12 protein-coding genes are annotated in these 14,917 nt (G+C 62.7%); 8 read left to right on the forward strand and 4 right to left on the reverse strand.

Going from position 1 to position 14,917, the window contains the following annotated elements; translation table 11 throughout:
- Nucleotides 1-7 precede the first annotated feature (7 nt).
- From EIY71_RS19625 to gcvP, 6 genes are all read left to right on the forward strand, one after another.
- Nucleotides 8-1,225, forward strand: coding sequence for a 2-octaprenyl-3-methyl-6-methoxy-1,4-benzoquinol hydroxylase (locus EIY71_RS19625; protein ID WP_166673439.1), 1,218 nt, complete (start codon nt 8-10; stop codon nt 1,223-1,225).
- Nucleotides 1,226-1,332: 107 nt separating this feature from the next.
- Nucleotides 1,333-2,337, forward strand: a complete 1,005-nt coding sequence (locus tag EIY71_RS19630) for an extracellular solute-binding protein (RefSeq protein WP_085746745.1) — start codon at nt 1,333-1,335, stop codon at nt 2,335-2,337.
- 156 nt (nt 2,338-2,493) lie between these two features.
- Complete coding sequence (locus tag EIY71_RS19635; protein WP_134022793.1) at nt 2,494-4,110, forward strand: iron ABC transporter permease; 1,617 nt, start codon at nt 2,494-2,496, stop codon at nt 4,108-4,110.
- 157 nt (nt 4,111-4,267) lie between these two features.
- Complete coding sequence (gene gcvT / locus EIY71_RS19640) at nt 4,268-5,350, forward strand: glycine cleavage system aminomethyltransferase GcvT (protein WP_102685829.1); 1,083 nt, start codon at nt 4,268-4,270, stop codon at nt 5,348-5,350.
- Nucleotides 5,351-5,399: 49 nt separating this feature from the next.
- Complete coding sequence (gcvH, locus tag EIY71_RS19645) at nt 5,400-5,783, forward strand: glycine cleavage system protein GcvH (RefSeq protein WP_085746742.1); 384 nt, start codon at nt 5,400-5,402, stop codon at nt 5,781-5,783.
- Nucleotides 5,784-5,917: 134 nt separating this feature from the next.
- Nucleotides 5,918-8,791, forward strand: a complete 2,874-nt coding sequence (gene gcvP / locus EIY71_RS19650; protein WP_134022795.1) for an aminomethyl-transferring glycine dehydrogenase — start codon at nt 5,918-5,920, stop codon at nt 8,789-8,791.
- A gap of 55 nt (nt 8,792-8,846) precedes the next feature.
- Here the strand turns inward: gcvP and EIY71_RS19655 are convergent, their stop codons facing one another.
- The 3 genes from EIY71_RS19655 to EIY71_RS19665 form a co-directional block, all read right to left on the reverse strand.
- The gene (locus tag EIY71_RS19655; RefSeq protein WP_007951791.1) at nt 8,847-9,164 is read right to left on the reverse strand and encodes a DUF2388 domain-containing protein; all 318 of its coding nucleotides are present in this window, start codon (nt 9,162-9,164) and stop codon (nt 8,847-8,849) included.
- A 69-nt stretch (nt 9,165-9,233) separates the two neighbouring features.
- Complete coding sequence (locus EIY71_RS19660) at nt 9,234-11,018, reverse strand: GspE/PulE family protein (RefSeq protein WP_102685826.1); 1,785 nt, start codon at nt 11,016-11,018, stop codon at nt 9,234-9,236.
- Between the two features lie 90 nt (nt 11,019-11,108).
- On the reverse strand, nt 11,109-11,447 hold the full coding sequence (locus tag EIY71_RS19665; protein WP_129973008.1) for a hypothetical protein: 339 nt from the start codon (nt 11,445-11,447) through the stop codon (nt 11,109-11,111).
- Nucleotides 11,448-11,573: 126 nt separating this feature from the next.
- Between EIY71_RS19665 and EIY71_RS19670 the strand changes: the two genes are divergently transcribed.
- Nucleotides 11,574-12,044 (forward strand): Lrp/AsnC family transcriptional regulator, encoded by a 471-nt coding sequence (locus EIY71_RS19670; protein ID WP_007951785.1) that lies wholly within the window; start codon nt 11,574-11,576, stop codon nt 12,042-12,044.
- Nucleotides 12,045-12,129: 85 nt separating this feature from the next.
- Here the strand turns inward: EIY71_RS19670 and EIY71_RS19675 are convergent, their stop codons facing one another.
- Nucleotides 12,130-13,500 (reverse strand): inorganic triphosphatase, encoded by a 1,371-nt coding sequence (locus EIY71_RS19675; RefSeq protein WP_134022797.1) that lies wholly within the window; start codon nt 13,498-13,500, stop codon nt 12,130-12,132.
- 156 nt (nt 13,501-13,656) lie between these two features.
- On the opposite strand from EIY71_RS19675, the gene argE reads away from it, so the two are divergent.
- The gene (gene argE / locus EIY71_RS19680; RefSeq protein ID WP_102685824.1) at nt 13,657-14,805 is read left to right on the forward strand and encodes an acetylornithine deacetylase; all 1,149 of its coding nucleotides are present in this window, start codon (nt 13,657-13,659) and stop codon (nt 14,803-14,805) included.
- Nucleotides 14,806-14,917: the final 112 nt, after the last annotated feature.

The raw sequence follows: 14,917 nt of genomic DNA on the forward strand, positions 1-14,917 counted from the left end.
CATGGAAATGCGCGCGGATGTGCTGATTGTCGGAGCCGGAATGGTCGGCAGCGCCCTGGCGCTGGCGTTGCAGGGCAGCGGGCTGGAAGTCCTGCTGCTCGACGGCAGTCCGTTGAGCGTCAAACCCTTCAATGGCGATGCGCCGTTCGAGCCACGGGTGAGCGCATTGTCGGCGGCCAGCCAGCGGATCCTCGATCGCCTCGGCGTGTGGGACGGCATCGTCAATCGACGCAGCAGCCCTTACACCGACATGCACGTCTGGGACGGCAGCGGCACCGGCCAGATCCACTTCTCGGCCAGCAGCGTGCACGCCGATGTGCTCGGCCATATCGTCGAAAACCGCGTGGTGCAGGATGCCTTGCTCGACCGTCTGCACGATTGCGATATGGGTCTGCTGGCCAACGCGCGACTGGAGCAGATGCGCCGTTCCGGTGACGACTGGCTGCTGACCCTGGCCGATGGCCGCACCTTGCGTGCGCCGCTGGTGATCGCGGCGGACGGTGCCAACTCCGCTGTGCGCCGTCTGACCGGCGTTGCCACTCGCGAGTGGGATTATCTGCATCACGCCATCGTCACCAGCGTGCGCAGCAGCAAACCGCACCGCATGACCGCGTGGCAGCGCTTCACCGATCACGGGCCGCTGGCGTTTTTGCCGCTGGAGCGTGACGGTCAGCAGGACTGGTGCTCGATCGTCTGGTCGACCACGCCAAGCGAAGCCGAACGGCTGATGGCGCTGGATGAGGCGGATTTCTGCCGTGAACTCGAACGCGCTTTCGAAGGTTGCCTTGGCGACGTCATCAGCGCCGACTCACGCCTGTGCGTGCCGCTGCGTCAACGCCACGCCAAGCGCTACGTGGCAGAAGGGCTGGCACTGATCGGCGATGCCGCACACACCATTCACCCGTTGGCGGGGCAGGGCGTGAATCTCGGCTTCCTCGATGCCGCGGTGCTGGCCGAAGTGTTGTTGCAAGCCAACGAACGCGGCGAACGCCTGGCGGACGTGAAAGTCCTGAGCCGCTACGAACGCCGGCGCATGCCGCACAATCTGGCGCTGATGGCCGCGATGGAAGGCTTCGAGCGGTTGTTCCAGGCAGATCCGTTGCCGCTGCGCTGGTTGCGTAATACCGGGCTGAAAATCGTCGAGCAGATGCCCGAGGCCAAGGCGTTGTTCGTGCGTGAAGCGTTGGGGCTGACCGGGGACTTGCCGGCCCTGGCCAAGGCCTGACGAATGTCGTGCAACATCTGGTAACTCCTTGGGAAAGTGTTCGATTGAGCTGGTAAATGTGAGTCCTTATCATTTGGGCCACTTTTCCCGACCGAGAGACCGCTCCCATGTTGGCATCCAAGCGTGTTCTGACCGCACTGGCCCTGACCCTGATCGGCAGCACTGCCGCCCAGGCCGCCGACGAGGTGGTGGTCTACTCCTCGCGTATCGATGAGCTGATCAAGCCAGTGTTCGATGCCTACACCGCCAAGACCGGGGTGAAGATCAAGTTCATCACCGACAAGGAAGCGCCGCTGATGCAGCGGATCAAGGCCGAGGGCGAGAACGCCACCGCCGACCTGCTGCTGACCGTCGATGCCGGCAACCTCTGGCAGGCCGAGCAGATGGGCATTCTTCAGCCGTTCACCTCGAAAACCATCGACGCCAACATTCCCCTGCAATATCGCTCGTCCAGCCACGCCTGGACCGGCCTGAGCCTGCGCGCGCGGACCATCGCCTACTCCACCGAACGGGTGAAACCGGGCGAACTGACCACCTACGAAGCGCTGGCCGACAAGAACTGGGAAGGCCGCCTGTGCCTGCGCACGGCGAAGAAGGTCTACAACCAGTCGCTGACCGCCACCATGATCGAAGTCCACGGCGCCGAGAAGACCGAGAAGATCCTCAAGGGCTGGGTCAATAACCTGTCCACTGACGTGTTCTCCGACGACGTTGCGGTGCTGGAGGCGATCAACGCCGGTCAGTGTGACGTCGGCATCGTCAACACCTACTACTACGGACGCCTGCACAAGCAGAAGCCGGAGCTGCCGGTAAAACTGTTCTGGCCGAACCAGGCGGATCGCGGTGTGCACGTCAACCTGTCGGGCATCGGCCTGACCAAACATGCGCCGCATCCGGAAGCCGCCAAGGCACTGGTGGAGTGGATGACCACGCCTGAAGCGCAGAAGATCTTTGCCGACGTGAACCAGGAGTTTCCGGCGAATCCGGCGGTGAAGCCTTCGGAAGAAGTGGCGGCGTGGGGGCAGTTCGTGGCTGATACGTTGCCGGTTGAAGTGGCGGGCAAGCGCCAGGCTGAAGCGATCCGGATGATGGATCGGGCGGGTTGGAATTGAGTCTTTCCTGACAGCACTGTTTGATCGTTCCCACGCTCTGCGGGGGAATGCAGCCCTCGACGCTCTGCGTCGCATCATCGACAGCGTGACGCGGAGCGTCACAGAATGTGTGCCCACGCAGAGCGTGGGCACAATCATTTGAACGAGACTGTTTCCTTGGCCCACCCCGCCCAACGCCGCTGGTACCCCATCGTCTTCGCCATCGCCGCGTTGGTGCTGCTCCCCCTCTGCGTGCTCCTGCTCTCATGGCAAACCATCGACCACCAGATCTGGTCGCACCTGTGGGAAACCCAGATGCCGCGTCTGCTGGGCAACACACTGACGCTGGTCCTCGGCGTAGGCATCGGTGTAACGCTGATCGGCGTAAGCCTCGCCTGGCTCACCAGCCTCTGCGAATTCCCCGGCCGCCGCTGGCTCGACTGGGCGCTGATGCTGCCATTCGCAATCCCGGCCTACGTGCTGGCGTTCGTGTTCGTCGGCCTGCTGGACTTCGCGGGCCCCGTGCAAACCCTGCTGCGCGAATGGTTCGGCACCGGCCTGCGCCTGCCGCGAGTGCGCTCCACCGGCGGGGTGATTCTGGTGCTGGTGCTGGTGTTTTATCCCTACGTCTACCTGCTGGCGCGCACCGCGTTCCTGGCGCAAGGCAAAGGACTGATGGAAGCCGCGCGGGTGCTCGGGCAGTCGCCGTGGCAAGCATTCTGGCGTGTGGCATTGCCGATGGCGCGGCCGGCCATCGGTGCCGGCGTGGCGCTGGCGCTTATGGAAACCCTGGCGGATTTCGGCGCGGTGTCGGTGTTCAATTTCGACACCTTCACCACCGCGATCTACAAGACCTGGTACGGCTTCTTCAGCCTGCCTAGTGCTGCGCAACTGGCCAGCCTGTTGCTGCTGGTGGTGATGCTGGTGCTGTACGGCGAACGCCGCGCGCGAGGCGCCAATCGGGCGAGCAACGAGCGACCACGGGTCAAGGCGCTGTATCACCTGCGCGGGCCCAAGGCCTGGGCGGCGACCGGCTGGTGCAGTCTGGTGTTCGCCTGCGCGTTTGTCATTCCTGTGCTGCAACTGGTGGTGTGGTTCTGGCAGCGCGGGCGATTCGATCTGGATGAGCGCTACGCCGGGCTGATTCTCCACACGTTGTATCTGGGCGGCATGGCGGCGTTGATCACGGTCAGCGTGGCGATGTTGCTGGCCTTCGCCCGGCGTCTGGCGCCTACCCGGGCGATCAATTCTGCGGTCGGTCTGGCCAATCTCGGTTATGCCTTGCCGGGTTCGGTGCTGGCGGTGTCGATCATGCTCGCGTTCAGTTATCTGGATCGGGAGCTGGTGATTCCGCTGTCCGGCTGGCTTGGCGGTGCGGGCAAACCGCTGCTGCTGGGCAGTCTGGCGGCGTTGCTGTTGGCGTATCTGGTGCGGTTCGTGGCGGTGACCTATGGGCCGCTGGAAAGCAGTCTGGCGCGTATACGGCCCTCTTTGCCTGAAGCGGCACGTAGCCTGGGCGTCAGCGGGCCGCGACTGTTTTTCAAAGTGTATCTGCCGCTGTTGCTGCCCGGCACGCTCAGCGCCGCGTTGCTGGTGTTCGTCGATGTGCTCAAGGAAATGCCCGCAACCCTGCTGATGCGCCCGTTTGGCTGGGACACGCTGGCGGTGCGGATCTTCGAAATGACCAGCGAAGGCGAATGGGCGAGGGCGTCGTTGCCGGCGCTGACCCTGGTATTGGTCGGTCTGTTGCCGGTTATCGGTTTGATCCGGCGCTCGGCGCACAGAAACACTTAGTCGTCAGTCCTGAATCATGCGGCTACAATGCGCGGCATTCGGTGCGGTCCGTCTGACAGACCCTGTCGCTGAAATCGGCTGAAAGCCCTTTTTTACAGGGCTTTCCGATCCGTGCAGCAGCGCTCCGCACCTTCGCCACGCCCGGAAGGAGAAACCCATGGGACAGCGTACGCCTCTGTATGACCTGCATCTCGCCCTCGGCGCGAAGATGGTCGATTTTGGCGGTTGGGACATGCCCCTGCATTACGGCTCGCAGGTCGAGGAACACCATCAGGTGCGCCGCGATTGCGGGGTGTTCGATGTTTCCCACATGACCGTGATCGATGTCACCGGCCCCCAGGCCAAGGCCTGGCTCCAGCATCTGCTGGCCAATGATGTCGAACGCCTGCACAGCCCAGGCCGTGCGTTGTACAGCACCATGCTCAACGAGCGCGGCGGCATCGTCGACGACATGATCGTCTACCGCCTCGAAGACGGTTATCGTCTGGTGGTCAACGCCTCCACCCGCGATCAGGACCTGGCCTGGATGCAGGCACAGCTGGGCAGCTTCGATGTGCATATGCACGAACGCTCCGAGCTGGCGATGCTCGCCATTCAAGGCCCCCATGCCCGGCACAAGATTGCCGAACTGGTGACCCAGTCCCGCGCCAATCTGATCCAGATGCTCAAGCCTTTCGAAGGTCACATCGACGGCGACTGGTTCATCGCGCGCACGGGTTACACCGGTGAGGACGGTCTGGAAATCGCCCTGCCAGCCGATCAGGCCCCCGGATTCTTCAACGATCTGGTGGGCGCCGGCATTTCCCCCATCGGCCTTGGTGCCCGCGACACGTTGCGGGTCGAAGCCGGCATGAACCTTTACGGTCAGGACATCCACCAGGACGTTTCGCCACTGGCCTCGAACATGGCCTGGAGTATCGCCTGGGAACCGGCCACGCGCCGCTTCATCGGTCGCGACGCGCTGGAAGCGGAAAAAACCGCCGGCGTGCAGCACAAACTGGTCGGCCTGGTGCTTGAGGAACGCGGGGTTTTGCGGGCCCATCAGGTGGTTCGTATCGCTGATGTTGGCGAAGGGGAGATCACCAGTGGTAGTTTCTCTCCTACGCTTAGCAAGTCGATTGCCCTGGCGCGTGTACCGATGGCGACTGCCGACCGCGCCGAAGTGGAAATCCGTGGCAAGTGGTATCCGGTACGAGTGGTCAAACCGACCTTTGTCCGTCACGGCAAAACCTTGATCTAAACCTTTTCTGGCGGGCACGACCGCTGACAATTTCTTGAGGACACCGAGCATGAGCAACATCCCAGCTGAACTGCGTTTTGCCGAAAGTCATGAATGGGCGCGTCTGGAAGCCGACGGCACCGTCACCGTGGGCATCAGCGATCACGCCCAGGAAGCGTTGGGTGATGTGGTGTTTGTCGAGCTGGCAGAAGTGGGCAAGGTGTTCGCCGCCGGTGATGCTGCCGGTGTCGTCGAGTCGGTAAAGGCTGCTTCCGACATCTATTCCCCGGTCGGTGGCGAAGTGATTGCCGTCAACGAAGACCTGGCCAACGCGCCGGAAGAGCTGAACAACGATCCGTACGCCGCGTGGATCTTCAAGCTCAAGCCAAGCGACAAGGCCGAGCTGGACAAGCTGCTCGATGCTGCCGGTTACAAGGCTGCCATCGGCGAATAAGCTGCAGGCGAGACCCCAAAGCCCCGACCCGTCGGGGCTTTTTTCTGCCCGGGACTTTGGCCGTCGGGGTGGCTGCTATGCTGGTTTGACCGTGTTGCATTGACGCCGAGCCGCCAGCCAAGAGAGAGCCCGTCATGTCCCAGTTGCCATCCTTGAGCCAGTTACGCGATCCCCATGCCTTTCTGCGCCGCCACCTCGGCCCCGATGCCGCCGAGCAACAGGCGATGCTCGACAGCCTCGGCCTCGGCAGCCGGGTCGAGCTGATCGAACAGACCGTGCCGCCGGGCATTCGCCTCAACCGCGAGCTGGACCTGCCGCCGGCGCTGGACGAACAGGTGGCGCTGGCAAAGCTGCGCGGTTATGCCGAGCAGAACCAGGTCTGGACCAGCCTGATCGGCATGGGCTACCACGGCACCCTGACCCCGACCGTCATCCTGCGCAACGTGCTGGAAAATCCCGGCTGGTACACCGCCTACACGCCTTACCAACCGGAAATCGCCCAAGGCCGGCTCGAAGCGTTGCTCAACTTTCAGCAACTGACCATCGACCTCACCGGCCTTGAACTGGCCAATGCTTCGCTGCTCGATGAAGCCACCGCTGCGGCGGAAGCCATGGCCCTGGCCAAGCGCGTGGCGAAGTCGAAAAGCAATCTGTTCTTCGTCGACGAAAACTGTCATCCACAAACCATTTCCGTGGTGCAGACCCGCGCCGAAGGCTTCGGCTTCGAGCTGATCGTCGACGCTGTGGACAACTTGAAGCAGCACCAGGTTTTCGGCGCACTGCTGCAATACCCCGACACCCACGGCGAAGTCCGCGACCTGCGGCCACTGATCGATCACCTGCACGCGCAGCAGGCGCTGGCCTGCGTGGCGGCCGATCTGCTCAGTCTGTTGCTGCTGACCCCGCCGGGCGAACTGGGTGCCGACGTGGTGTTCGGTTCATCCCAGCGCTTCGGCGTGCCGATGGGTTACGGCGGCCCGCACGCGGCGTTTTTCGCCAGTCGCGAAGAATACAAACGGGCGATTCCCGGCCGGATCATCGGTGTGTCGAAAGATGCCCGCGGCAATGTCGCGCTGCGTATGGCCCTGCAAACTCGCGAACAGCACATTCGCCGGGAGAAGGCCAATTCGAACATCTGCACCGCCCAGGTCTTGCTGGCCAACATCGCCAGTTTCTACGCGGTCTATCACGGCCCGGAAGGGTTGAAACGAATCGCCCAGCGGGTGCACCGGCTGACCTGCATTATCGCCGCCGGGCTTGAACGCCACGGCATCAAGCGCCTCAACCAACACTTCTTCGACACCCTCACGCTGGACGTGGGCGGGGCGCAAACCGCGATCATCGAAAGTGCCCAGTCCGCGCAGATCAACCTGCGCATCCTCGGTCGTGGCCAACTCGGTCTGAGCCTCGACGAGGCCTGTGATGAAAACACCGTGGCCAGACTGTTCGATGTGCTGCTGGGCGCCGATCACGGGTTGAGCGTCGATGAGCTCGACGCCGAGACGCTGGCTTCCGGCATTCCCGACACGCTGCAGCGCAGCACGCCTTACCTGCGTCACCCGGTGTTCAACGCCCACCACAGCGAAACCGAGATGCTGCGCTACCTCAAACAACTGGAGAGCAAGGATCTGGCGCTCAACCAGTCGATGATCCCGCTGGGCTCTTGCACCATGAAACTCAACGCCACCAGCGAAATGATCCCGATCACCTGGCCGCAATTCGCCAACCTGCACCCGTTCGTGCCCCGGGAGCAGGCCGTTGGTTACACGCTGATGATCGAGGAACTGGAGCGCTGGCTGTGCGCGATCACCGGGTTCGATGCGATCTGCATGCAGCCCAACTCCGGTGCCCAGGGCGAGTACGCGGGGCTGCTGGCGATCCGCAAATACCACGAGAGCCGCCAGCAGGGCGGGCGGGATATCTGCCTGATTCCTTCTTCGGCCCACGGCACCAACCCGGCCTCGGCGCAGATGGCCGGGATGCGCGTGGTGATTGTCGAGTGTGACGACGCCGGCAACGTCGATCTGGAGGACTTGAAAGCCAAGGCGTCCGAGGCCGGGGGCAAGTTGTCGTGCCTGATGGCGACCTATCCGTCGACCCACGGCGTGTACGAGGAAGGCATCAGCGAAATCTGCGAAGTTATCCACCAGCACGGCGGCCAGGTGTACATGGACGGCGCCAACCTCAATGCTCAGGTCGGGCTGGCGCGGCCGGCGGACATCGGCGCCGACGTGTCGCACATGAACCTGCACAAGACCTTCTGCATTCCCCACGGCGGAGGCGGGCCGGGCATGGGGCCGATTGGCGTGCGTGCGCATCTGGCGCCGTTCGTTGCCAACCATCCGGTGATTCCGATAGACGGGCCGCAACCGCAAAACGGTGCAGTCAGCGCCGCGCCATGGGGCAGTGCGAGCATTCTGCCGATCAGCTGGATGTACATCGCGATGATGGGGCCACAACTGGCGGATGCCAGCGAGGTGGCGATCCTCGCGGCGAATTACCTGGCGCAGCATTTGTCAGGTGCTTTCCCCGTTCTGTACACCGGTCGCAACGAGCGGGTCGCCCACGAATGCATTCTGGATCTGCGGCCGCTGAAAGCGCAGACCGGCATCAGCGAAGAAGACGTCGCCAAGCGCCTGATGGATTACGGCTTCCACGCGCCGACCATGTCGTTCCCGGTGCCGGGCACTTTGATGGTCGAGCCGACCGAAAGCGAGTCCAAGGCCGAACTGGATCGCTTCATCGGCGCGATGCTGAGCATTCGTGCAGAAATCACTGAGGTGCAAAACGGCAACTGGCCGGCCGAGGACAACCCGCTCAAACGGGCGCCGCATACCCTGGCCGATATCACCGGCGTGTGGGAGCGGCCGTACAGCATCGAGCAGGGCATCACGCCGGATGCGCACACCAAAGCGCACAAATATTGGCCGGCGGTGAACCGGGTCGATAACGTCTACGGCGACCGCAACCTGTTCTGCGCCTGCGTACCGGTGGACGATTACCGCTGAACAGCGGGCAAAAAAATGCCGCTCGTGTGAGCGGCATTTTTGTCTGTTCGGAAGGTTATTCCGACGCCACGGCGTTCTTCGCCAGGATCGCGTTCGCCAGTTCCATGTCCGTTGCCTGCAGGCCAGGGTTGTCGGCGCGGACTTTCTGCATCGCGGCTTCCAGGTACGGGCCACGGATGCCGCCGTCGCTGGCGACGAAGCTGCCGGCGTCGTCCTGGGCGGCAACGATCAGTTTGTGATCCTTGAAGGTCAGGTAGGTCGAACCGGTGGTGGCACCGGACGAAATGACGTTACGCCAAAAGCTGTCGGCCATTGCCGAACCGACGGGCAGAGACAGCAGGGCAAGGGTGGCGACAGCAAGTTTGAGACGCATGTTGGGTGACTCCACTGGTGTTGAATAACCGGTTGGATCGCCGTTTCCCCGATCCGGTTCCGTGATCGGCTATTTCTGCTCGCTCTGTGGCGTCACCCGCAGCACTTCCTCAAGGGTTGTCAGCCCCGCCGCAATTTTCTGCGCGCCGGACAATCGCAGGCTGCGCATGCCTTCCTTGAATGCCTGACGACGGATCGCGGTGAGATCGGTGTCGGGGCTGATCAAGGCCTTGAGGCTGTCGCTCAGTTGCATGATTTCGTAAACCCCGGCGCGCCCGTGATAACCGGTGTCGCGACACTCCAGGCAACCGATGGCCCGTTGCGCATTGCCCGGCAGCGGCGCCTGCCACGGCCGGGTCAGGGTTTGCCAGTCTTCTTCATCAAGAGTCAGCGGCGCCTTGCAGTGCGGGCACAGTGTTCGCACCAATCGTTGCGCCATCACGCCGAGCACGGTGGCTTTGATCAGGTAATGCGGCACGCCGAGTTCCAGCAGACGGCTGATGGCGCTCGGCGCATCGTTGGTGTGCAGGGTCGAGAGCACCAGGTGCCCGGTCAATGCCGCCTGAATCGCCATTTCTGCGGTTTCCAGGTCGCGGATCTCGCCGATCATGATGATGTCCGGGTCTTGTCGCATCAGCGCCCGCACGCCGGCGGCGAACGTCAGGTCGATGTTGTGCTGGACCTGCATCTGGTTGAAGGCCGGCTCGACCATCTCGATCGGGTCTTCGATGGTGCAGAGGTTGACCTCGGGCGTCGCCAGTTTTTTCAGCGTGGTGTACAGCGTGGTGGTCTTGCCGGAACCGGTCGGGCCGGTCACCAGAATGATGCCGTTGGGCTGGCGGGTCATGTCCTGCCAGCGGCGCAGATCGTCGGCGGAAAAACCGAGCTGATCGAAATCCTTGAGCAGCACTTCCGGGTCGAAGATCCGCATCACCATTTTTTCGCCGAACGCGGTGGGCAGGGTCGACAGGCGCAACTCGACTTCGCCGCCGTCCGGGGTCTTGGTCTTGACCCGGCCGTCCTGGGGTTTGCGCTTCTCGGCGACGTTCATCCGGCCAAGGCTTTTCAGGCGGCTGACAATGGCCATCGTCACCTGGGGTGGAAATTGATAGACGTTGTGCAGCACGCCGTCGATGCGAAAGCGAACGGTGCCTTGATCGCGCCGGGGTTCGATGTGGATGTCGCTCGCCCGCTGCTGGAAGGCGTACTGGAACAGCCAGTCGACGATGTTGACGATGTGCGCGTCGTTGGCGTCCGGTTCCTGATCGCTGGCGCCGAGGTTGAGCAGTTGTTCGAAGTTGCCGAGGTTGCCGCTCTGCGCATCGGCATTGCTGGCGCCGCTGACCGATTTGGCGAGGCGGAAGAATTCGACGCTGAAACGCTGGATGTCCGCCGGGTTGGCCACCACCCGTTTGATCGGCAGTTTCAGGACGTGAGTCAGGTCCGCCTCCCAGCCGCTGACATAGGGCTGGGCGCTGGCCACAGTGACCGCATCGCGGTCGACCGACACCGCGAGGATCTTGTGGCGCTGGGCAAAGGCATAGGACATCAGCGGCGTGATGGCGGCGACGTTGATCTTCAGCGGATCGATCCGCAGGTACGGCTGGCCGGCCTGCTGCGCCAGCCACAGGGTCAGGCTTTCCAGGTCGAGGTGTTTGCCCGGACGGCTGAGGTCGTCCAGTTGCTGGCTGGCGATGAATTCCAGCGGATGCTTCTGGCCGTGGGCGGCATGTCGGCGCCGGGCATTCAGCGCTTGCTCGGCCGAGTCCTGGCAGATGAAACCCTGGGCGACCAGTTCACGCAGTACCTCATTGAGATCCAGCCAGCGGTCCTGAGTGGCGAGTTGAACGGACATGCGGGCTCCTTTTGAACGACAGTGCGCAAAGGATAGTCGTGGCCCTGCCGACCGTTGGGCCACTACCCGACGAAGACGTTTCGGTTCTTGTCAGCCGGCCGCCTGCGCCGGTGCATCCCACGCCGCGTCGGGGTTTTGCAGGTTCACCGAGCAGACGCTGATCAGGTTACGAAGTTTTTCCGCGATCACCTGGGCGCGGTGCCAGCTCAGGCCGCTCATGACGATGTCGATCGACAGCAGATCGTCCAGCCGCTGGACATTCACCTGTTCCGGGGTGAGGCACTGCAAGGCGAACAGGTTCAGGACCCGCACCAGCAAATCCGGCTCGGCCTCGGCCAGGATCTGATACTGCGCAAGGCAATGGGCGTTGCTGGCGTTCCACACATCGGCACGGGGCGCAGGGGTGTTGACGGCTTCGAGGTGTGGCATGGGAGGTCTCCGGAATCAGTGGAGGAATTTTTACATCCGATGCTGGGCATTTCTTGTCTAAGATGAGCTGATCAGGCGGTTGATTGGTGTAATCAATTCGCTATTGGCTTCTTTTGAGGATTATTTATGCACAGCGAGCTGGACAGCTACGACCGGCGCATTCTCGCCCTGCTGCAAGAGGACGCTTCCTTGTCCAGCGCACAGATCGCCGAGCAGGTGGGGCTGTCGCAATCGCCGTGCTGGCGACGGATTCAGCGGATGAAGGAGGAGGGGATCATTCGTGGCCAGGTGACTTTGCTCGATCGCAAGAAGATCGGTCTGAACACGCAGATCTTTGCCGAGATCAAACTCAACGCCCACGGCCGTTCGAACTTCACCGAATTCACCGAGGCGATTCGCGGTTTTCCCGAAGTGCTGGAGTGTTACGTGCTGATGGGGGCTGTGGATTTTCTGTTGCGGATTGTCGCGGCGGACATCGAGGCGTATGAGCGGTTCTTTTTCGAGAAGCTGTCGCTGGTGCCGGGGATTCAGGAAGTGAACTCGATTGTGGCGCTGTCGGAGATCAAGTCGACGACGAGTTTGCCGGTACTGCGCTGAAAGTGCTGGCCTCATCGCTAGCAGGCCAGCTCCCACTGTTGGAATGCATTTCCCTGTGGGAGCGAGCCTGCTCGCGAAAGGGGGGTTACATGCGCAGCAGCATTTTCCAGGCGCGGTTCTGGTACACCGCAATCGCCTGATGCTTGCGCGCATCGAGCAGTTCGTCGGTAATGGTCGGCTCGTTGGCCAGTTGCGCCAGTTTGTTCAGCTCGCCGTACAGCCGATCCATTTCCGGGATGTCCAGCACGTTGCGCGCGTGGTGCAGCCAGACCTGTATGCGTTCAATGCGCGGCAGTTGCTCGGCCAGATCTTCCGGCTGCTGCTGATAACGCTGCAATTGCAGCGAAGTGGCTTCTTCGCCCAGCAGGCGCGGCAGCCAGCTTTGCAACTGCGCGGCACCCTGGCGATTGCCACGGGTGTTGCGGTCAGCCGTCCAGGTGCGGGCCAGCAACCAGCGCGAAGCGTTCAACGAGAACAGGCCCCAGCGCGGATCTTCCAGCTCTTCGAGGAACTGCTCCGGTGCGGCTTTGCGCACGTCTTCGTCTTCGATGCCGACCTGCACCAGCGGGCGCCAGTCTTCCAGCAGGGCATCCAGCGCCACGCGCAAGTCGTGGGTCGACGGACGCGGTGCGGCCTGGCCGAGGCTGCTCAGCAGGGCACGCATTTCCGCGAGGTTCTCGACCCAGTCCTGCAACAGGCGCCAGTGGCCGTTGAAACGGTACTGTTCGGCCAGACGCTGGCTGCTGCCGAGCAAGTGCCAGGCCAGGGCGGCGAAGGCGTCGTCCAGCGGGGTTTCGGCGATAATGGCCGGCGCCGGCAGGCTCAGCGAGTAGCTGTTGGCGTCATACAGGCGATAGCCGCGCTCGGCCTTGCTGATGTCGCACGGCATCAGGGCCAGGGTTTCGGCCAGTTCGGCAGCCAGTTCCAGCAACGCGGCAGGTTCGCCTTCGCGCAGTTCCAGTTCCAGCTCGCAGATTTCTTCTTTCTGTTTGCCGACCACCACGTGGCCAAGGTCCAGCGCGGCTTCGATGACCACTTTGGTCTTGCCACGGCCCCAGGCGATTTCGGCGCGCTCGCGGACGAAATCGGTGGTGAAGATCGGTTTCAGGGTTTTCTTGTCCAGCTCGGCGAGGGACTCGGGCCAGCATTCGCCGTCGAGTTTCTTCACGTCGAGCTTGGCTTTGGGCAGGTTCCAGTCGTACTCGTTACGCTCGGACAGACCGGCGACGCTCTGGCCACGGGTCTTGAGGGTCTGAATCACCTCTTCGCCGTCCTTGCGCAGGCGCAGGGCAACCTTGGCCCGGGCCAGGTCACGCTCAGGCGTGTCGAAGTACTGATTCATCAACTCACGGCGTTCCCAGCCACTTTTGTTGCGTTTTTTCAGAAGAGGGTGCTCGCGCAGGGCGGCGAGGGTTTCGCGGCTGACGCGGAGTTTGATTTCGGTTTCTTTCTGCATGGCCGGAAAATCCAGGATCGGGAGCGCAGCCGGGGGAATGTGTGGCTGCCAAGGCCGTGCAGTGTACAGGACTGAACCTTCCTACGCTTTGCGGCGGTTTATTCTCGGCGCCGGATGGTTCTATGATGAACCTCAATCCGGGAGTTGGAGTCAGCGATGCCTTTGCCGTCCATGCAAGACCAGTTCGCTGCACTGATCGCCGCGCCGTCGGTCAGTTGCACTCAGCCGCGGCTCGATCAGTCCAACCGGGCGGTGATCGATCTGCTCGCGGGCTGGCTCGGCGACCTCGGTTTCAGCTGCGACATCCAGCAGGTCAGCTCCGGAAAATTCAACCTGCTCGCCAGTTTTGGCAGCGGCCCCGGCGGGCTGGTGCTGGCCGGGCACAGCGACACGGTGCCGTACGACGATGCGCTGTGGAAAACCGACCCGCTGAAACTCACCGAAGTCGACGGCCGCTGGGTCGGCCTCGGCAGCTGCGACATGAAGGGCTTTTTCGCCCTGATCATCGAAGCCGTGCAACCGCTGCTCGATCAGCCGTTCAAACAACCGCTGCTGATCCTCGCCACCTGCGATGAAGAAAGCTCGATGTCCGGTGCCCGTGCGCTGGCCGAGGCGGGGCGACCGCTGGGCCGGGCGGCGGTGATCGGCGAGCCGACCGGGCTCAAACCAATCCGCATGCACAAAGGCATCATGATGGAGCGCATCGATATCCTTGGGCAGAGCGGCCATTCGTCGGATCCGCGCCTGGGGCACAGCGCCCTCGAAGCGATGCACGATGCCATCGGCGAACTGCGCGGCCTGCGCCTGCTGTGGCAGCGCGAATTCAACAACCCGCAGTTCAGCGTGCCGCAGCCGACCATGAACTTCGGCTGTATCCACGGGGGCGACAACCCCAACCGCATCTGCGGTCAGTGTTCGCTGGAGTTCGACCTGCGGCCGTTGCCGGGAATGGACCCCAAGCTCTTGCGCAGCGAGATTCTGCGCAGGCTCAACCCGGTCGCCGAACGCCATCAGGTGAAAATCGATTACGCGCCGCTGTTTCCCGAAGTGCCGCCGTTCGAGCAGGCCGAAGACGCGGAACTGGTGCGAATTGCCGAAAAACTCACCGGCCATACGGCCGAAGCGGTAGCGTTCGGCACCGAAGCGCCTTATCTTCAGCGCCTTGGCTGCGAAACCATCGTGCTCGGCCCTGGCGACATCGCCTGTGCGCACCAGCCGGACGAGTACCTCGAAATGTCACGTTTGCAGCCTACCGTGCATCTATTGCGGCAGTTGATCGAACATTACTGTCTCAAAGCTGTATAAATTGCCCAAACACCCACCCGTATTCATGAGGAGAGCGCGCGTGTCGCCAAGCCTGTTCCGACGATAACCATCAGCCCGCTGTGCGTTTTCCGTTCTGCCCTTTTTCCGGCTG

This window comes from Pseudomonas sp. CH235, from assembly GCF_004368175.1.
Classification (GTDB): Bacteria; Pseudomonadota; Gammaproteobacteria; order Pseudomonadales; family Pseudomonadaceae; genus Aquipseudomonas; species Aquipseudomonas paraglycinae.